The following is a 19,295-nucleotide window of genomic DNA, read 5'->3' as shown; positions in this document are numbered from 1 at the left end:
TAGGCTTCGGCGCGAGAGCCGGAGCCCCTGACCGATGGGGACACACCTGCCGAGGAGCGCCCCGCATGAGCCTGACCCTGAGGACCATCAGCCGAGAGCAGCATCTGGCGTACATCCAGAGTCTGCCCGCGGCGAGTCACATGCAGGTCCCGGCCTGGGCGGATGTGAAGGCCGAATGGCGCTCGGAGAGCCTGGGCTGGTTCGACAAGAGCGGCGAGCTCGTCGGCGCCGGCCTGGTGCTCTACCGGCAGCTCCCCAAGATCAAGCGATACCTCGCATATCTTCCCGAGGGCCCGGTCATCAACTGGTACGCCCCGAACCTGGCCGACTGGCTGCAGCCGATGCTGACGCACCTCAAGCAGCAGGGCGCCTTCTCGGTGAAGATGGGTCCGCCGGTCGTCATCCGCCGCTGGGACGCCCACGCGATCAAGGCCGGTATCCAGGACCCCGACGTGAAGCGCCTGCGCGACGTCGAGGCAACCCACATCGAGCCCCGCGCCTTCGAAGTCGCGGACCGGCTGCGGAAGATGGGATGGCAGCAGGGCGAGGACGGTGGGGCCGGCTTCGGTGACGTACAGCCCCGCTACATCTTCCAGGTGCCGCTGGCGAACCGTTCGCTCGAAGACGTCCACAAGGGCTTCAACCAGCTCTGGCGGCGCAACATCAAGAAGGCCGAGAAGGCCGGCGTCGAGGTCGTCCAGGGCAGCTATGCCGAGCTCGCCGAGTGGCAGCGGCTGTACGAGATCACGGCCGAGCGCGACCACTTCCGGCCGCGCCCGCTCGGCTACTTCCAGCGCATGTGGACGGCCCTCAACAACGAGGACCCCAACCGGATGCGGCTGTACTTCGCCCGTCACGAGGGCGAGAACGTCGCGGCCGCGACCATGCTGATCGTCGGCGGTCACGTCTGGTACTCCTACGGTGCGTCGGCCAACCACAAGCGCGAGGTCAGGCCCTCGAACGCGATGCAGTGGCGGATGCTCCGCGACTCTTACGCCATGGGCGCCACCGTCTACGACCTGCGCGGCATCTCCGATTCGCTGGACGAGACCGACCACCTCTTCGGCCTGATCCAGTTCAAGGTCGGCACCGGCGGTCAGGCCGCGGAGTACCTCGGTGAGTGGGACTTCCCACTCAACAAGCTGCTGCACAAGGCGCTCGACATCTACATGTCCCGCCGCTGATCCGGGGCACATGGATCCGTGGCACCTGAATCCGTGGCGCGCGGATCCATGACACAACGATCCGTGGTGCACGGCTGACGAAACCGGCTTCATTCGTTTCAATGGGCTCTTCAAGTAGCTCTTCACACCTCTGATACACCGCAGCCACCAGAAAGGTTCCGGACCGGCCATGGCGCTCTCCCTGTACGTCGACACCGCGCGCTGGCGGGCGCACCAGAAATCCGTGCTCGATCAGTTCCCCGGGCTCGTACCGGTCTGCAAGGGCAACGGGTACGGCTTCGGTCACGAACGGCTGGCCGACGAGGCGATCCGCTTCGGCTCCGACACGCTCGCGGTCGGCACCACCTACGAAGCAGCCCGGATCAAGGACTGGTTCAGCGGCGATCTGCTGGTGCTCACGCCGTTCCGGCGGGGTGAGGAGCCGGTGCCCCTGCCCGACCGGGTGGTCCGTTCCGTGTCGTCCGTGGACGGGGTGCACGCCCTGGTGGGCGCCCGGGTCGTCATCGAGTGCATGAGCTCGATGAGGCGGCACGGCGTCAAGGAGGAGGAGCTCGGGCAGCTGCACGCCGCCATCGAGGACGTACGTCTCGAAGGCTTCGCCCTGCACCTGCCGCTGGACCGCACGGACGGCTCGGACGCGGTCGAGGAGGTCATCGCCTGGATGGACCGCCTCAGGGCGGCCCGGCTGCCGCTGCACACGATGTTCGTCAGCCACCTGCGGGCCGAGGAGCTGGGACGGCTCCAGCAGCAGTTCCCGCAGACCCGTTTCCGCGCCCGCATCGGGACCCGGCTCTGGCTCGGCGACCACGAGGCGACGGAGTACCGGGGCGCGGTGCTCGACGTCACGCGCGTCGCCAAGGGCGACCGGTTCGGCTACCGGCAGCAGAAGGCCGCGTCCGACGGCTGGCTGGTGGTCGTCGCGGGCGGCACGTCGCACGGGGTGGGCCTGGAGGCCCCGAAGGCGCTGCACGGCGTGATGCCGCGCGCCAAGGGCGTCGCCCGCGCGGGCCTGGCGACCGTCAACCGCAACCTGTCGCCGTTCGTCTGGGCCGGCAAGCAGCGCTGGTTCGCCGAACCGCCGCACATGCAGGTGTCGATCCTGTTCGTGCCCTCGGACGCGGAGGAGCCGAGGGTCGGCGACGAGCTGGTGGCCCACCTGCGCCACACCACCACGCAGTTCGACCGCCTCGTAGACCGCTGAGCCGCCCGGGGCCGCCGCATCGCGGCGGCCCCGGAGCGCCTCACCCGTCCCCGTCGCTCAGTCGGCGGCCGGCGAGCCGCCGGCGCCCCACTCCACGCGCGGTCCCTCGACCGTGAGCGCGGCATGGCGTGGCGGACGCGCGGCCGCACGGCCCAGCACGAAGGCGTCCGGCGCCCCGTCGAGCACCCCGCCGGAGGGATCGTCCGAACCGTCGCGCCGTACGCCGTCCCGCTCCGGCATCAGGATGTCCCGCACGACCACGGCGCAGAGGTACAGCGTGCCCAGCAGATGCAGGGCGATGGCGAGCTGGTAGCCCTCCGTCGGCAGGCCCTGGTGCTTGTCGCCGCTCGTCGTGTAGGCGAGGTACATCCAGATCCCCAGGAAGTACATGACCTCGCACGCCTGCCAGATCAGGAAGTCCCGCCAGCGCGGCCGGGCCAGTGCGGCGAGGGGGATCAGCCAGAGCACGTACTGCGGTGAGTAGACCTTGTTGACGAGGATGAACACCGCGACGACGAGGAACGCGAGCTGCGCGAACCGGGGCCTGCGCGGCGCCGTCAGCGTCAGCGCGCCGATGGCGGCGCACAGCCCGACCGTCGCCAGTGTCGAGACGGTGTTGACCGTGCTGACGTCGATGGACTCACCGGTGCGCTGCGTGATGATCAGCCAGAACGAGCCGAAGTCGATCGAGCGTTCCTCGCTGAAGGTGTAGAACTTCTTCCAGCCCTCGGGGGCGAACACCATCACCGGCAGGTTGACGACCAGCCAGGAGGCCGCGGCGCCGAGCGTCGCGACCCAGAACGCCCGCCATTTCGCGGCCCGCCAGCACAGCACGAAGGCCGGGCCCAGTAGCAGCACGGGATACAGCTTGGCGGCCGTGGCCAGCCCGATCAGGATGCCGAACGCCAGCGGACGGCTCCTGGACCACATCAGCATCGCCGCGGCCGTGAGGGCGACGGCCAGCAGGTCCCAGTTGATCGTGGCGGTGAGGGCGAAGGCGGGTGCGAGAGCCACCAGGAGGCCGTCCCAGGGGCGGCGCCGGTGCGTGCGCGCGACACAGACGGCGATGATCGCGGTGCAGATCATCAGCATGCCCGCGTTCACCAGCCAGTACACCTGCTCCTGGTGCTGGATCGAGCCGCCCGGGGTCAGCCAGGACGCGATCTGCATGAACACCCCCGTGAGCACGGGGTACTCCAGGTACTGCATATCGCCGGGCAGCCGGTCGAAGTACGGCACCAGGCCGTCGGAGAAGCCGCGCCCGGCGTACAGATGCGGAATATCGGAATAGCAGGCGTGGGTGTACTGGGAGCCCGCGCCCTGGAACCAGGCCCAGTTGTAGCAGGGCAGCTTCTGCACCATGCCGAGCGCGAACATCCCCAGCGCGACCAGCGCCACGGCACCCACCGGGGTGAGTGCGGTACTCCCGAGCCGCGACCAGCGGCCCGACCTCCCGCCGATCAGCTCGCTGCCGGCCGCGGCGACCTCGTCCTCACGCGTGGGCCGTACGACGGACCGTTCCTGCTGCACGCTCGTGTCCTCTGCACTTGGCATGCCGCACATCCTGCCGTACCGGACTGTGCGAACGGCGAGGGCCGCCGCACCCTGTGGTGCGGCGGCCCTCGCCGTGGCTGTCGGACTGCCTCGCGCCGGGCTGCCCGGCCGGGCGGAGACCGCTACCCGTTGGCACCTCCGAAGATGGTGCCGTTGCCGTTCCCGTTGCCGTTCCCGTTGCCATTGCCTCCGTCGCTGTTGCCCCCGTCACCGGCGGGCGGGCTGGCGCCGCCGGGATCGCCGTTGCCGGCCGTTGTCCCGTCCGTGGCACCGGTCGTGCCGCCGTCCTGCCCGCCGGTCGCACCGGCGTCGGCGCCACCGTTGTCCCCTCCGTCGGACGTACCGCCGGTGTCGTCCTGGCAGTTCCAGCTCCAGGTGTCGCAGCTCTCCGTCGGGTCGGGCGGCGACGGAGGCGAGGCCGGAGCGCTCGGCGAGGACGTGTCGGACGGCGTCGTGGACGGACTCGGCGGGGGCGTGTAGCTGGGCGTCGGCTTGGGGCTGCTCGCGCCGCCGCCGTAGAGCTTGTCGCCGATCGGCTCCGCCTTCGGGAAGTCCACGACCTTCTGGCCCTCCATGGCATCGGCCATGTAGTCGTGCCAGATCTGCGCCGGGAACGAGGCGCCGTGGATCTTCTCCTCGCCGCCGGTCCCGTACATCTTCTCGAACTTGCGGCCCTTGTGCTTCTCGTTGTCGTCCAGCCGGTACATGCTGATCGCCGTCGAGAGCTGCGGGGTGTAGCCGACGAACCAGGCGGAGAGGTTGTCGTCCGTCGTACCCGTCTTACCCGCCACATCGCGGCCCGGGAGTCTGGCGGGCGTACCCGTACCGTGATCGACGACGTTCTTGAGCACGTCGGTCACGTTGTCGGCCACGTTGTTGTCGAAGGCGCGCTTGGTGACCGTCTCGTGCTGGTAGATCACCTTGCCGAGCTTCTTCACCTGGGTGACCGAGAACGGTTCTCGCTGCTGGCCGCTGGCCGCGAACGTGGCGTACGCGCCGGCCATCCGGATCACGCTCGGCGAGGACGTACCGATGGAGAACGACGGAACGGTCGAGTTCGCCATGTTGTCGTCGTCCTTCAGGCCGGCGGCCATCGCCGCCTCCTTCACCTTGTCCGTGCCCACGTCCATACCGAGCTGGACGTAGGGGGAGTTGGCGGAGACCTCCATCGCCTTACGAAGCGTGATGTTGCCCTCGGAGTGGTTGCCGTCGTTGGTCTGCAGCCACTCCTCACCCTTCTCGTTCGTCCAGATCTGGCCGTTGTACTTCTTGATCTTCAGCTTGTTGTCGCCGTTGTAGACGCTCAGCGGCGAGACCTTCTCGCGCTGCGAATCGTTCTGATCCGCGCCGAGCTCGGGGTCCCGTCTTCCGTGTTCCATCGCGGCGGCCAGCACGAACGGCTTGAAGGTCGAACCCACCGCGGCCCCGGTCGGGTCGGCGTTGTTGGTGTAGTGCTGGGTCGCGTCCTTGCCGCCGTAGATCGCCTTGATGGCGCCGGTCTCCGGATCGACGGAGCCGCCACCGAACTGGACGTGAGTGTCCTTGTCGGGGCGCTTCTTGGGGTCGATCTTCTCGTCGTAGACCTTCTTGACGGCCTTGTTGAGCTGCGCGACCTTCTTCTTGTCGAAGGTCGTGTGGATCTCGTACCCGCCCTGGTTGAGCATCTCGGCGGTGACACCGCGGTCGTTGTTCGCGAGGAAGTACTTCCGGGCGAGCTCGACCAGGTAGCCCGTCTGCCCGCCCAGCTGGGCGTCCTTCTTGAGCGGCTTGGGCATGGGGAACGTCCGGTACTTGTCGTGATCGGCCTTCGACAGCCGGCCGTCCTTGAACTCCTCGTCGAGGATCCACCGCCAGCGCTTCTTCGCCCGGTCCAGGTTCTTCGCCGCCGTCGCCTGCTGCGGGTCGACGTCCGGAGCGCCTGCCGGGTCGTAGTAGCTGGCGCCCTTGAGCAGCGTCGCCAGGAAGGCGCACTCGCTCGGGTTCAGCTCCGTGGCGTCCTTGCCGTAGTACGTGCGGGCGGCCGCCTGGATACCCGAAGCGCCACGTCCGTAGTACGAGACGTTGAGGTACCCGGCCATGACCTCCTTCTTCTTCCCCTGCTCGCCGACCTTCAGCGTGATGAAGAGCTCCTCGACCTTCCGGCTCAGGGTCTGTTCCTGGGAGAGCCGCGAGTTCTTCACGTACTGCTGCGTGATGGTCGAGCCACCCTGCGTCTGGCCGCCCTTGGCCATGTTCCACACGGCACGGCCGATGCCCATCGGGTCGATGCCCTTGTCGTGCTCGAAGGACTTGTTCTCCGCCGAGATGACGGCGTTGCGCATCGCCTCTGGGATCTGCTCGTAGGCGATGACCTGGCGGTTGGCCGCCCCGCCGGTCGCGACCATCTGTGTGTTGTCGGACCAGTAGTAGACGTTGTTCTCCGCCTTCGCGGCATCGTTCACCTTGGGCATCGTCACCATCGCGTACGCGAGGCTGGCAACGCCCATCAGAAGGCCCACGAAGCCGATGCACAGGCCGGAGACGAGCTTCCACGACGGCACCCAGCGCCGCACGCCGTGCTTGCCGGCGCGCGGGTAGTCGATGAAGCGCTTCTTGGCCGGGCGCTGGTTGCCGCGCCCTCGGCCCCGGCCGGGGCCCTCGGCCCCGTCGTCGCCACCGCCGCCCCGGCGCCGTCCTCCGCCGTCGGAACCACCACGGCCGCCGGAACCGCGCTGGGCGGCCCGTCTCGCGGCGGCTCGCCCGCCGTACGGGGTGTCCCCGCCGTGCGGGGTCTCCCCGCCGTGCGGACCGGAAGGTGATTCGGAAGTCACGCTACGTGACGGTGCTGCGCGGCGTCCTGAGGACTGCTGGGTGGCTCGTCTGGTCGCTGCGCGCCCGCCACCTTGCGGCTGCGGTGCTTTGCGACGGTGCTCGCTCATCGAACGACTACTCCTCGGGCAGGCGAGAACGCCTGGAAGCGGCAGTTGAGATCCGGTCCCCCCGCATTACGGACCAGCCCTGCGACGGGCACGTCCGCAGCGCATCCGGTCAGTCCGCGGGGACTGACGCGGTCGGGCGTCACGCGGTTCCCGGTGGTCTGCATGCCGGACAGACTACGCACGGTCAAAACCCTCCTAGGACCGAACTTCACCTCAAATTACGCAAGTCGGTTCCCAAGAATTAGTTATGTGACGCCGTTCACTAAGGCCCCCCTTGCCCCGGCGGACACTCCGATCTATCGTGCTGATGTATCGAGTCGATACATCAGCTCGGTACATCGACTCGGCATAACAGCCCGGCACAGGGACGGACGAGAACACTCGGAGAAGGAGGAGGCGAGGTTGAGCAGACGCTCCGGCATCCTTGAGTTCGCTGTCCTCGGGCTGCTCCGCGAGTCTCCGATGCACGGCTACGAGCTGCGTAAACGTCTCAACACATCACTGGGGATCTTCCGTGCGTTCAGCTACGGAACCCTCTACCCGTGCCTCAAGACGCTGGTCGCCAACGGCTGGTTGATCGAGGAGCCGGAAAACGCTCCGGCAGACCTTCCGCCCGGCTCCGGCCGCGCGGTGGCCCCTTCCTCTTCTCTGGCAGGGCGCCGCGCCAAGATCGTCTACCGATTGACGGCGGAAGGTAAGGAACACTTCGAAGAGCTGCTCTCGCAGACCGGCCCGGACTCCTGGGAGGACGAGCACTTCGCTGCTCGTTTCGCCTTCTTCGGACAGACGGAGCACGGGGTGCGGATGCGGGTGCTGGAAGGCCGTCGCAGCCGGCTGGAGGAGCGTCTTGAGAAGATGAGCGCCTCTCTGGCCCGCACCCGCGAGCGTCTCGACGACTACACACTTGAGCTTCAGCGACACGGCATGGAGTCCGTGGAGCGCGAAGTGCGCTGGCTGAACGAGCTCATCGAGAGCGAGCGGTCGGGACGGGATCAGCGACGATCCTCGCCCGAGGGCTCAGCTCAGCAGAACACCGCAGGAGAGCCGGACGGCCTGCCCCGGCGGGGTAACAACCCGCCGGATCCGTCCGGCGACACCGCCAAGTGAGATCCCCGCAGATCCGCGGGGCCCTCATCAGGAACATCCATTACACACAGGGAGCAACCGGAATGGGTTCGGTTCGCGTAGCCATCGTCGGCGTGGGCAACTGCGCCGCCTCGCTGGTCCAGGGCGTCGAGTACTACAAGGACGCCGATCCGGCCGGCAAGGTGCCCGGCCTGATGCACGTCCAGTTCGGCGACTACCACGTGTCGGACGTCGAGTTCGTCGCCGCCTTCGACGTCGACGCGAAGAAGGTCGGTCTCGACCTCTCGGACGCCATCGGCGCCAGCGAGAACAACACCATCAAGCTCTGCGACGTGCCGAACGCCGGCGTGACCGTCCAGCGCGGCCACACCCACGACGGTCTCGGCAAGTACTACCGGGAGACCATCGAGGAGTCCGCCGAGGCCCCGGTCGACATCGTCCAGATCCTCAAGGACCGCAAGGTCGACGTTCTGGTCTGCTACCTGCCCGTCGGCTCCGAGGTCGCTGCGAAGTTCTACGCGCAGTGCGCCATCGACGCCAAGGTCGCGTTCGTCAACGCCCTCCCGGTCTTCATCGCCGGCACCAAGGAGTGGGCGGACAAGTTCACCGAGGCCGGTGTCCCGATCGTCGGCGACGACATCAAGTCCCAGGTCGGCGCCACCATCACGCACCGCGTGATGGCGAAGCTCTTCGAGGACCGGGGCGTCGTCCTGGACCGCACGATGCAGCTGAACGTCGGCGGCAACATGGACTTCAAGAACATGCTTGAGCGTGAGCGCCTTGAGTCCAAGAAGATCTCCAAGACGCAGGCCGTCACCTCGCAGATCCGCGACCGCGACCTCGGTGCGGACAACGTCCACATCGGCCCGTCGGACTACGTGGCCTGGCTGGACGACCGCAAGTGGGCGTACGTGCGCCTTGAGGGCCGCGCCTTCGGTGACGTTCCGCTGAACCTTGAGTACAAGCTTGAGGTCTGGGACTCCCCGAACTCGGCCGGTGTCATCATCGACGCCGTCCGCGCCGCGAAGATCGCCAAGGACCGCGGCATCGGTGGTCCGATCCTCTCCGCGTCCTCGTACTTCATGAAGTCCCCGCCGGTCCAGTACTTCGACGACGAGGCCCGCGAGAACGTCGAGAAGTTCATCCGGGGCGACGTCTCCAACTGACGCCACCTGAACAGGGTCCGGTGTCCGGTTCAGGCTGAATCCGGACGATCGGCCCCAGGTATGTCGGCGCGGCACAGCCGGGAGCGGTAACGCTCCTGAGCTCCCGCACTGTTGAGGGTCCCCGGGCAATCCGCCCGGGGACCCTCAACGTATGTGACCCTTGCTCCCATGCCCGTCGTGCGCGACCTGCGCGTTCTCCTGCGCCTTCGGAACTTCCGCCGCCTGCTGGCCGTACGGGTGCTGTCCCAGTCGGCCGATGGCGTCTACCAGGTGGCGCTCGCGACGCATGTGGTCTTCTCCCCGGAGAAACAGACATCGGCGGGCGCCATCGCCTCCGCCATGGCCGTGCTCCTGCTGCCCTACTCGCTCATCGGCCCGTTCGCCGGAGTGCTGCTGGACCGCTGGCCCCGCCGCCAGGTCTTCCTCTACGGCAATCTGCTGCGCGCCGGGCTCGCCTGCTGCACCGCACTCCTGATCCTGGGCTCCGCCCCGGACTGGCTCTTCTACACATCGGCCCTGTGCGTCACCGCCGTCAACCGCTTCGTCCTGGCCGGCCTCTCCGCCGCGCTGCCGCGCGTCGTCGACCAGGAACGGCTGGTGCTGGCCAACTCCCTCTCCCCGACCGCCGGCACGCTCGCCGCGACGGCAGGCGGTGGCCTCGCCTTCGTCGTACGGCTACTGCTGTCCGACTCCGACGCGGCGGTGGTGCTGCTGGGCGCCGGGCTCTACCTCGCCTCGGCGGTGGCGTCCCTGACCCTTGCCGCCGGGCTCCTCGGCCCGGAGCGGGGCAGCGGCCCCCTGCCCCTGCGCAGGGCTCTGGCCACGACCGCCCGCGGTCTCGGTGACGGGCTGCGCCATCTGGCGGAACGCAGGCACGCCGCACGGGCGCTGGCCGCCATGACGGTGATCCGCTTCTGCTACGGGGCGCTGACGGTGACGGTTCTGATGCTGTGCCGGTACGCCTGGGCGGACACCGAGGCCCATGGGCTGGCGCTGCTCGGGCTGGCGGTGGGGGTGTCCGGGGCGGGATTCTTCGCCGCGGCGGTGCTGTCCCCGTGGGCCGTGGCGCGGCTCGGGCGGTTCCGCTGGATGACGGTGTGCGCCGCCGCCGCAGCCGCCCTCGTACCGGCGCTGGGGCTCTGGTTCACCCCCACTCCGATGCTCGTCGCCGCGTTCGTGCTCGGCCTCGTCACCCAGGGGGCGAAGATCGCGACGGACACGGTGGTGCAGACCTCGGTGGACGACGCCTTCCGCGGCCGGGTGTTCTCGCTCTACGACGTGCTGTTCAACGTGGCCTTCGTGGGCGCAGCCGGTGCCGCCGCCCTCATGCTGCCTCCTGACGGCAGGTCGGCCGCGGTGGTGATCGGAGTGGCCGCGCTCTACGCCCTGGTGGCCGTGGCCCTGTACCGCTGGAGCCGCACCCGCGAGGTCGTATAGCGTGCGCGCGTCAAAGAAAGCAGTGCAGGATTCACGGGGGTACGCGCATGACCTATCCGCCTCAGCAGGGCCCTGGACCATACGGGCAGCAGCCTCCACAGCAGCCCTACCCGCCGCAGCAACAGCCCGGATATGGCTACCCGCAGCAGCCGGGGTACGGCGCCCCTCAGCAGCAGGGGTACGCCGCACCTCAGCAGCCCTACCCGCCGCATCAGGGACAGCAGCCCTGGGGAGGCCAGCCCGGCGGCCCGGCACCGCAGGGAATGCCTCCACAGGGAATGCCCCCGCAGGGCCCGCCGCAGAACGCGTCCGGCGGCAAGAAGGCCTTCCTCGCGGTGCGCAACCTCATCATCATCGTGGTGGCTCTCGGCGCACTGGCGGGACTGAAGTTCGGCTGGGACAAGATATTCGAGTCCGACGCCAAGGCCGCAGCGGTGGGCGACTGCCTGGAGAACAAGGGCACCAGCTTCAGCCCAGACATGAAATCGGCTGACTGCGGTTCGAACGCTGCCGAGTTCAAGGTCGTCGCAGTACACGACAACACCTCCGACACCGATCTCTGTGACGCGAAGAAGTACGTGGCGTACACCGAGACCTCGGGCAGCCGGAAGAGCCGGAGCAGCGTGGTGCTCTGCCTCATGCCGATCAAGCCCGGCGGCTGATCCTCCGGAACGGAAGCAGAACCGGGCGAGGGCGCTGTTTCACGTGAAACAGCGCCCTCGCCGTATGGGCTGCCGGTCATGTTTCACGTGAAACATGACCGGCAGCCCTCCCGTCCGTACCGCCCGGCGGGACTCAGTCCTGCGATTCCCACCACTTCTTGAGCTCTGCCACTGCCTCGTCATGCTCCATCGGCCCGTTCTCCAGGCGCAGTTCCAGCAGAAACGCGTATGCCTTGCCGATGACCGGTCCGGGCCCGACGTTCAGGATCTGCATGATCTCGTTGCCGTCCAGGTCCGGCCGGATCGCGTCGAGCTCTTCCTTGTCCTGCAGCTGCGCGATGCGCTCCTCCAGTGCGTCATAGGTACGCGAGAGGGCTGACGCCTTGCGCTTATTGCGCGTGGTGCAGTCCGAGCGGGTGAGCTTGTGCAGCCGCTCCAGCAGCGGGCCGGCGTCACGCACATAGCGGCGGACGGCCGAGTCGGTCCACTCCCCGTCGCCGTACCCGTGGAAGCGCAGATGCAGCTCCACCAGCTTCGAGACGTCCTTGACCATGTCGTTGGAGTACTTGAGGTCGGTCATCCGCTTCTTGACCATCTTGGCGCCCACCACCTCGTGGTGATGGAACGAGACCCGGCCGTCCTTCTCGAAGCGCCGCGTCCTCGGCTTGCCGATGTCATGGAGAAGCGCGGCAAGCCGCAGAACGAGGTCCGGGCCGTCCTCCTCCAGGTCGATCGCCTGCTCCAGAACGGTCAGGGAGTGCTCGTACACATCCTTGTGGCGGTGATGCTCATCACTTTCGAGCCGGAGCGCGGGGAGCTCGGGAAGGACCTGTTGTGCCAGCCCCGTGTCGACAAGAAGCGCCAGCCCCTTCCGTGGGTGCGAGGAGAGAAGGAGCTTGTTGAGCTCCTCACGGACCCGCTCGGCGGAGACGATCTCGATCCGCCCCGCCATTTCCGTCATCGCCTCGACCACATCGGGAGCCACTTCGAAGTCCAGCTGCGCGGCGAAGCGCGCGGCTCGCAGCATGCGCAGCGGGTCGTCGGAGAACGATTCCTCGGGGGTACCGGGAGTGCGCAGGACCCGCTCCGACAGGTCCTCGATGCCACCGTGGGGGTCGATGAAGGCCTTCTGCGGCAGCGCGACAGCCATCGCGTTGACCGTGAAATCACGTCGAACGAGGTCGTCCTCGATGGAGTCGCCGTAGGAAACTTCCGGCTTGCGCGAGGTTCGGTCGTACGCCTCGGACCGGTATGTGGTGACTTCGATCTGGTAACCGTCCTTCTGGGCGCCCACCGTGCCGAAGGCGATCCCGACTTCCCACACCGAGTCCGCCCAGGGCCGGACGATCTTCAGGACGTCCTCGGGGCGGGCATCGGTAGTGAAGTCCAGGTCGTTCCCGAGCCTGCCCAGAAGTACGTCCCGGACCGAGCCGCCGACCAGGGCGAGACTGAATCCGGCATCCTGGAATCGGCGGGCGAGATCGTCGGCGACCGGGGACACCCGGAGCAGTTCACTGACTGCGCGGTGCTGCACCTGGGTCAGGACACTGGCGTTGTCTTCATTGGCATTCGGCACAACAGAAAAGGGTACGTGCCCGGACCGGCCCGGACGTCATGGTTTCCTTCAGCCCTGCGAGACTCTCCCGATCATGTGCCGTACACCCCAGCACTTAGCCGTCGCGCACATCGTTACCATGCGTGGACGCAGCAACGGACGACGATCGACAGCAGCTCATGACGACGAGGGACGGGTAGGCGCGTGGCCGAGGCGGCAGACTTCCAGGGGATGAGTCCCTCTCCTGCCCGCCGGTGGCTGCGGCGCACAGCCGCCGTGCTCGCCGGGGCTCCGCTCTTCGCCGCCCTGCTGGCCGGGGCGGCCGCGCCGGCGGCACAGGCCGGCGTGCCGGACAAGGCCCCGACGGGCTCCGGGACAGTCGCGGTGTCCCTGGACACCGTGACCCCGAGTGCCCCGGTGAAGGGGGACACCCTCACCGTCTCCGGCACCCTGACCAACAAGAGCAAGGAGACCGTCACCGCGGCCCAGGTCGATCTGCGCGTGGGCCCCCGGCTCTACAGCAGGACGTCGATCGACGCGGCAAACCGGCGCACGGGATATCTGCCGGGTGCCGACCCGTCTCCGGTCGGCGGCAAGTACACGGTCAAGATCGCCAAGCTGCCCTCCGGGATCAGCCAGGACTTCACCCTGTCCGTGCCGGTCAGCAAGCTGGGGCTCGGCGACGACGGCGTGTACCAGCTCGGCGTCACCCTGTCGGGCCAGACGTCCCACGCCCTCTACGACCAGGTGCTCGGGATCAAGCGCACGTTCCTCCCCTGGCAGAGCGAGGACCGCGACTCCAAGCCCCGGATCAGTTACGCCTGGCCCCTGATCGCACCGGCGCACCTCACCGCAGAGACCGGCTCCGACTCCCAGCAGACCCCGGTGTTCGCCGACGACGAGCTGGCCGCCGAGATCGCGCCGGGCGGCCGCCTGGAACAGATGGTGTCGCTGGGCAGGCAGCTGCCCGTGACGTGGGTCATCGACCCGGACCTGCTGGCCAGCGTGGACGCGATGACACGGGACTACCGGGTCAAGTCCGGTGACACCACGATCGCCGGTACGAATCAGAACGTGGCCAAGCAGTGGCTGAGCTCGCTGGAAGCGGCGGTGACCGAGGGCAAGGTCATCGCGCTGCCGTTCGGTGATCCCGATCTGGCATCGATCGCGCACCGCGGCAAGAACGTGTCGGGCACCCTGAGCCACCTCCAGAACGCCAGTGAGGTGGCCGTGACGACGGTGCAGACAATCCTGCACCTGAAGCCCTCGACGGACTTCGCGTGGCCGGTCGACGGTGCCATCGACCCGTCGATCGTGGACGTGGCCACATCGGCCGGCGCCCACAACGTGATCTCCCGCAGCGACAGCCTCCAGGAGAACGGCGGCCTGGTGTACACGCCCACCGCCGCCCGGCCGATCGGCGGCGGCACCACCGCCGTGGTCTCCGACTCCCGGCTCTCCACGGCCTTCCAGGGCGATATGACGAAGGCCGGGGACTCCACGCTCGCCGTGCAGAAATTCCTCGCCCTCACGCTCTCCCTGGCCGAGCAGGACACGGACAAGGACCGGAGCGTCGTCGTCGCGCCCCAGCGGATGCCGACCGTCGCCCAGGCCCAGACGATGGCCCGTGCCCTGCACGCCCTCGACGACGATCGCTGGACGCAGTCCCAGGGGCTGATCCAGGCGGCCGAGGGGAAGCCCGACGCGAAGGCGACCACACAGGTCCCCCGGACGTCCCAGTATCCGAAGAAACTGCGCAGCCAGGAGCTGCCCACCCAGGCCTTCCAGGACATCAAGTCCACTCAGGCCTCCCTCAACAACTTCCAGGTCATCCTCACCCAGCCCGAGCGCGTGGTGACCCCCTTCGGCAACGCGGTCAACCGCTCCATGTCGACGTCGTGGCGGGGCAGGCCGCTGGAGGCCCAGCAGTACCGGGACTCGGTGCGCACCTATCTGCAGGGTCTCGTCAACGAGGTCCAGCTGATCTCGAAGTCGGATGTCACCCTGTCCGGGCGGAGCGCCACGATCCCGGTGACGGTGCAGAACAGGCTGTTGCAGGACGCCGACCACCTGGTGCTGCGGCTGAAGTCGGAGAACGCGACGCGGCTCAAGCTGAACGACGGCGGTGCCGTGGCGGAGCAGCCGATCCAGATCGCCGGCGGTCACAGCCAGTCCGTGAAGTTCGACGCCGCGGCCAACATCAACGGCCAGGTCCAGATGACCGCCCAGCTGTACACGGAGGACGGCACCCCGTACGGCGCGGAGATGAACTTCACCGTGAAGGTGTCCGAGCTGACGCCGACCGTCCTTCTCGTGATCGCCGGCGGACTGCTGCTCCTGGTCCTCGCCGGCATCAGGATGTATGCACATCGCAAGCGCGCCAACGCGGGCGGCGCGGCGGGCGACGACGGCAGTGAACCCGAGCAGCCGAGTGACCCGACGCCGGACACCGGTCCCGAAAGCACGGAGCCGTCGGGCACGGGTGAGAAAGTGGACCGTTGAGCGATGTCTGTCGTGGCCGGTCGGCCGGGGACGATGAGGTGGGGTTTCGATGAACGCGCCGTACGACGGTGATCGCGGTCAGGGTACGGGCGGAGCCGGTTCTTCCGGCGGTCCTCCGGTGCCCTCTGATCCGGCGCAGGTGCCACCAGCACCCGATCCGTATCTGCAGGCCGCGTACGACTACGACCCCTACCGGGCGCAGGACCTCTCGGCACAGGATCCGGTGAACGAGGCCCTGTACGACCGGGCGGCGCATCCGCCACCGCCTCCCGGCACCTACCAGCAGCCGCAGCCGCTCTACCAGCAGCCGCCTGCCGCCCCGTACGCCCCCGACCCACGGATCTGGGCACAGACCCCGCCCCCCGAGCCCGACGGCCCGTCCCGGCACCTGCCGTACGGCGACGACGCGGCGACCACCCAGTTCGTCGGTGTGGACGATCTCGTCACCCAGGCCTCGGCGGGGCGCGACGAACCCGACGCGTTCGCCCACCTCTTCCGGGACCAGGAGGGCCCGGCGGGCTCCCCCGTCCCTGAACGGCCGGAACCGGCCCCCGCACCCGTACCGCCGAAGTCCGGCGGCCGGGCCTCCGGGCTGCTGAAGTCCAGTGCGGTCATGGCGGCCGGCACCCTCGTCTCACGGCTCACCGGATTCGTACGCAGCCTGGTGATCACCGCGGCCCTCGGCGCGGCCCTGCTCGGCGACAGCTTCACCATCGCCTACACGCTGCCGACGATGATCTACATCCTCACCGTGGGAGGCGGCCTCAACTCGGTGTTCGTCCCCCAGCTCGTCCGCTCCATGAAGGACGACGAGGACGGCGGCGAGGCCTACGCGAACCGGCTGCTGACCCTGGTGATGGTCGCGCTCGGCGTGATCGTCGCCCTGGCGGTCTTCGCGGCCCCGTGGCTCATTCATCTGATGTCGCCTACGATCGCCAACGATGCGGCAGCCAACAACGTAGCCACCACCTTCGCCCGCTACTGCCTGCCCACGATCTTCTTCATGGGTGTGCACGTCGTGATGGGCCAGATCCTCAACGCTCGCGGCAAGTTCGGCGCGATGATGTGGACCCCGGTCCTCAACAACATCGTCATGATCTTCACCTTCGGCCTGTTCATCTGGGTCTACGGCACCTCCGCCGAATCCCACATGGGTGTCCAGACGATCCCACCGGAGGGCGTTCGGCTGCTCGGTGTCGGCACCCTGCTCGGTCTGATCGTCCAGGCACTGGCGATGATCCCGTACCTGCGCGAGGCCGGGTTCCGTTTCCGCCCCCGCTTCGACTGGAAGGGCCACGGGCTGGGCAAGACGGTCAGCCTGGCCAAGTGGACGGTCCTGTTCGTCTTCGCCAACCAGGCCGGTGTCATCGTCGTCACCCAGCTGGCGACCGCAGCCGGCAAGGCGTCCGGCCGGGACGGAGCGGGCTTCCTCGCCTACTCCAACGCCCAGCTGATCTGGGGCATGCCGCAGGCGATCATCACCGTCTCGGTCATGGCCGCTCTGCTGCCCCGTATCTCCCGTGCCGCCCACGACAACGACCCGGGCGCGGTCCGCGACGACATCTCACAGGGCCTGCGCAACTCCGCCGTGGCCATCGTGCCGGTCGCCTTCACCTTCCTCGCCCTGGGCGTTCCGATCTCCACCCTGCTGTACGCCTCCACCGGCCCGGAGGCCGCCCGTTCCATGGGCTACATCCTGATGGCCTTCGGCCTCGGGCTGATCCCCTACTCGGTGCAGTACGTGGTGCTGCGAGGGTTCTACGCCTACGAGGACACCCGCACACCCTTCTACAACACCGTCATCGTCGCGCTGGTCAACGCGGCTGCCTCGGCCATCTGCTACGTCGCCCTGCCCGCCCAGTGGGCGGTGGTAGGCATGGCCGCCTCGTACGGCCTCGCCTACGCCGTCGGCGTCGGTATCGCGTGGCGCCGGCTGCGGAACCGACTCGGCGGCGATCTGGACGGCGCCCACGTCCTGCGTACCTATGCCCGGCTCTGCCTCGCCGCGATCCCCGCGGCACTGATCGGCGGCGGTGTGGGGTTCGCACTTCTCCACGCGCTCGGCGACGGCGCATCGGGCTCGCTCCTCGCGCTGGTCTGCGGCGGGATCGTGCTGCTGGGTGTTTTCGTCGTCGCGGCGAAGCGGATGCGGATCGAAGAGATCAACGGCATGGTCGGCATGGTCCGGGGACGGCTCGGCCGCTGAAGATCACCGGCCCGCACAACCATCTCCGGTTCCTGCGTGTCGTGCATGGTGCCGGAGTATGGGCACAATTGGCGTGACTGTGCAGAGCTGGCTGGCATCGCGCAACGGATGGGGAGGCAGGAACGACGGTGGCGGAACGTAGCACGGCTGCCGTTGACGTGGCCGACAACAGCGGCGACAAGCCGCTGTCCGCCAAGGCGGACGAGGCCACGACCGACGGCACGGCAGAAGCCCAGGAATCAACGGGCGCAGGCCCCCAGGAAGCGGTGGACGAACCGGCGGACGCCGATGCCACCGTGTCTTCCCCCGATCTGCACAGCGGTCACAAACTCGCCGGACGCTACCGGCTGGAGGAGTGCGTCACCCGGCTGGACGGTTTCAGCAGCTGGCGCGCCGTCGATGAGAAACTGCGTCGCGCGGTGGGCGTCCATCTCCTCCCCGCCGACCACCCGCGAGCCCGCTCGGTGCTGGCCGCAGCCCGTTCCTCCGCACTGCTCGGCGACCCCCGCTTCGTGCAGGTCCTCGACGCCGTGGAGGAGAACGACCTCGTCTACGTCGTCCACGAATGGCTTCCGGACGCCACCGAGCTCACCGCGCTGCTCGGCGCGGGCCCGATGGACGCCCACGACGCCTACCAGCTCGTCAGCCAGATCTCCCAGGCCATGGCGGCCGCGCATCGCGAGGGACTGGCCCATCTGCGGCTCACTCCCGGCGCGGTGCTCCGCAGCTCCTCCGGTCAGTACCGGATCCGCGGTCTCGCGGTGAACGCGGCACTGCGCGGCATCACCTCCGAGGGCCCCCAGCGCGCCGACACCGAAGCGATCGGCGCCCTGCTCTACGCCGCGCTGACCCAGCGCTGGCCGTACGAGAGCGACGCCTACGGCCTCACCGGGCTCCCCAAGGGCGTGGGCCTGATCCCGCCCGACCAGGTACGGGCCGGCGTGCACCGCGGCCTCTCCGAGATCGCCATGCGGGCGCTCGCCAACGACGGCGCCACGGCCTCCCGCCAGGAGCAGCCGTGCACCACGCCCGACGAGCTGGCCAAGGCAGTCGCGGCAATGCCGCGCATCCGCCCGCCCGAGCCCACGTTCACCGCTCCGCCCGAGTACCAGCGGACCACCTACCAGCAGGGCACCTACGGACGTCCTGCAGCCCCCGGCGCCCCGACCACCCAGTCCGCGCATGTCGTACCGCCCGCCCCGCTGCAGAGCCGCACCGGCAAGGCGCTCAAGTGGGCCGTCTCCGCGCTGCTCATCGCCGCGCTGGGCCTCGGCAGCTGGCAGCTCGCGGAAACCCTCCTGGACCACGACAGCAAGTCGGGCGACCCGGGTACCACGCAGAGCAACCCGGAGAACGGCAACACCCCGCCGGTCGAGCAGAGCAAGCCAGTCCAGATCGTCAGCGCCAAGGACTTCGACCCGCTCGGCGACGGGACGGAGAAGCCTCAGGACATAGCTCACGTCTACGACGGAGACCCGAACACGTACTGGCACACCGACGGCTACTACTCCGCCAACTTCGGGAACTTGAAGGAAGGCGTCGGGGTCGTACTCGACCTCGGCAAGGTCCAGCGGGTCCGCACGGTGGACGTCACGTTCCTGGGCGGCACCACATCGGCCGAGTTGCGCACGTCCAGCGACGCCACGGCACCGACGATGCCGAACAACTTCACCAAGGTTGCCGAAGGTTCAGGCACAAACGTGTCACTCAAGCCCGGCGAATCCGTTCAGGCGCGGTACCTTCTGGTCTGGCTCACCAAGCTGCCGGCGAGCGAGGGGACCTTCCGGGGCAAGATCTCGGACATCAAGGTCACCGGCTGACGGC

General features: G+C 68.4%; 12 protein-coding genes. 9 read left to right on the top strand and 3 right to left on the bottom strand.

Features of this window, described 5'->3' with window-relative positions; genetic code table 11:
• The first annotated feature begins 65 nt into the window (after positions 1–65).
• Together ACZ601_RS19725 and ACZ601_RS19720 are read left to right on the top strand one after the other, a co-directional pair.
• Positions 66–1,184, top strand: coding sequence for a lipid II:glycine glycyltransferase FemX (locus ACZ601_RS19725; RefSeq protein ID WP_328696292.1), 1,119 nt, complete (start codon positions 66–68; stop codon positions 1,182–1,184).
• Between the two features lie 169 nt (positions 1,185–1,353).
• Positions 1,354–2,385 (top strand): alanine racemase, encoded by a 1,032-nt coding sequence (locus ACZ601_RS19720; protein ID WP_440573527.1) that lies wholly within the window; start codon positions 1,354–1,356, stop codon positions 2,383–2,385.
• 57 nt (positions 2,386–2,442) lie between these two features.
• On the opposite strand, the gene ACZ601_RS19715 is transcribed toward ACZ601_RS19720, so the two are convergent.
• Both ACZ601_RS19715 and ACZ601_RS19710 read right to left on the bottom strand, forming a co-directional pair.
• Entirely contained in the window at positions 2,443–3,939 is a 1,497-nt protein-coding gene (locus ACZ601_RS19715; protein ID WP_469539583.1) for a glycosyltransferase family 87 protein, read from the bottom strand.
• Positions 3,940–4,061: 122 nt separating this feature from the next.
• Entirely contained in the window at positions 4,062–6,857 is a 2,796-nt protein-coding gene (locus ACZ601_RS19710; RefSeq protein WP_469539580.1) for a transglycosylase domain-containing protein, read from the bottom strand.
• A gap of 402 nt (positions 6,858–7,259) precedes the next feature.
• On the opposite strand from ACZ601_RS19710, the gene ACZ601_RS19705 reads away from it, so the two are divergent.
• From ACZ601_RS19705 to ACZ601_RS19690, 4 genes are all read left to right on the top strand, one after another.
• The gene (locus ACZ601_RS19705; protein ID WP_440578108.1) at positions 7,260–7,964 is read left to right on the top strand and encodes a PadR family transcriptional regulator; all 705 of its coding nucleotides are present in this window, start codon (positions 7,260–7,262) and stop codon (positions 7,962–7,964) included.
• A gap of 62 nt (positions 7,965–8,026) precedes the next feature.
• Entirely contained in the window at positions 8,027–9,109 is a 1,083-nt protein-coding gene (locus ACZ601_RS19700; RefSeq protein ID WP_440578107.1) for an inositol-3-phosphate synthase, read from the top strand.
• A 168-nt stretch (positions 9,110–9,277) separates the two neighbouring features.
• Positions 9,278–10,546, top strand: a complete 1,269-nt coding sequence (locus ACZ601_RS19695; RefSeq protein ID WP_440578106.1) for an MFS transporter — start codon at positions 9,278–9,280, stop codon at positions 10,544–10,546.
• Positions 10,547–10,593: 47 nt separating this feature from the next.
• Positions 10,594–11,208 carry an LppU/SCO3897 family protein gene (locus ACZ601_RS19690; RefSeq protein ID WP_469539576.1) on the top strand — a complete coding sequence of 205 codons (615 nt, stop codon included), beginning with the start codon at positions 10,594–10,596 and terminating at the stop codon, positions 11,206–11,208.
• Positions 11,209–11,341: 133 nt separating this feature from the next.
• Here the strand turns inward: ACZ601_RS19690 and ACZ601_RS19685 are convergent, their stop codons facing one another.
• The gene (locus tag ACZ601_RS19685; RefSeq protein WP_469539573.1) at positions 11,342–12,784 is read right to left on the bottom strand and encodes a CCA tRNA nucleotidyltransferase; all 1,443 of its coding nucleotides are present in this window, start codon (positions 12,782–12,784) and stop codon (positions 11,342–11,344) included.
• Between the two features lie 183 nt (positions 12,785–12,967).
• Here ACZ601_RS19685 and ACZ601_RS19680 point away from each other — a divergent pair, with 183 nt between their 5' ends.
• The 3 genes from ACZ601_RS19680 to ACZ601_RS19670 all read left to right on the top strand — a co-directional run bounded on the left by ACZ601_RS19680 (position 12,968) and on the right by ACZ601_RS19670 (position 19,291).
• Positions 12,968–15,265: a DUF6049 family protein gene (locus ACZ601_RS19680; protein WP_440574417.1), complete on the top strand. Its 2,298-nt coding sequence runs from the start codon at positions 12,968–12,970 to the stop codon at positions 15,263–15,265.
• Between the two features lie 49 nt (positions 15,266–15,314).
• Positions 15,315–17,471, top strand: a complete 2,157-nt coding sequence (murJ, locus tag ACZ601_RS19675) for a murein biosynthesis integral membrane protein MurJ (RefSeq protein WP_469539570.1) — start codon at positions 15,315–15,317, stop codon at positions 17,469–17,471.
• A gap of 128 nt (positions 17,472–17,599) precedes the next feature.
• Complete coding sequence (locus ACZ601_RS19670) at positions 17,600–19,291, top strand: protein kinase family protein (protein ID WP_440574419.1); 1,692 nt, start codon at positions 17,600–17,602, stop codon at positions 19,289–19,291.
• The last annotated feature ends 4 nt before the right edge of the window (positions 19,292–19,295 follow it).

Source organism: Streptomyces sp. NPDC104307 (assembly GCF_055584045.1).
Note: the sequence above shows the minus strand (reverse complement) of the source record. Positions and strands in the feature narration are given on the sequence as shown.

What these genes read in the sequence shown, in the direction of transcription:
- ACZ601_RS19725 (WP_328696292.1), top strand. Translation starts at nt 66, where the DNA reads ATGAGCCTGACCCTGAGGACCATCAGCCGAGAGCAGCATCTGGCGTAC.
- ACZ601_RS19720 (WP_440573527.1), top strand. Translation starts at nt 1,354, where the DNA reads ATGGCGCTCTCCCTGTACGTCGACACCGCGCGCTGGCGGGCGCACCAG.
- ACZ601_RS19715 (WP_469539583.1), bottom strand. Translation starts at nt 3,939, where the DNA reads ATGCCAAGTGCAGAGGACACGAGCGTGCAGCAGGAACGGTCCGTCGTA.
- ACZ601_RS19710 (WP_469539580.1), bottom strand. Translation starts at nt 6,857, where the DNA reads ATGAGCGAGCACCGTCGCAAAGCACCGCAGCCGCAAGGTGGCGGGCGC.
- ACZ601_RS19700 (WP_440578107.1), top strand. Translation starts at nt 8,027, where the DNA reads ATGGGTTCGGTTCGCGTAGCCATCGTCGGCGTGGGCAACTGCGCCGCC.
- ACZ601_RS19695 (WP_440578106.1), top strand. Translation starts at nt 9,278, where the DNA reads ATGCCCGTCGTGCGCGACCTGCGCGTTCTCCTGCGCCTTCGGAACTTC.
- ACZ601_RS19690 (WP_469539576.1), top strand. Translation starts at nt 10,594, where the DNA reads ATGACCTATCCGCCTCAGCAGGGCCCTGGACCATACGGGCAGCAGCCT.
- murJ (WP_469539570.1), top strand. Translation starts at nt 15,315, where the DNA reads ATGAACGCGCCGTACGACGGTGATCGCGGTCAGGGTACGGGCGGAGCC.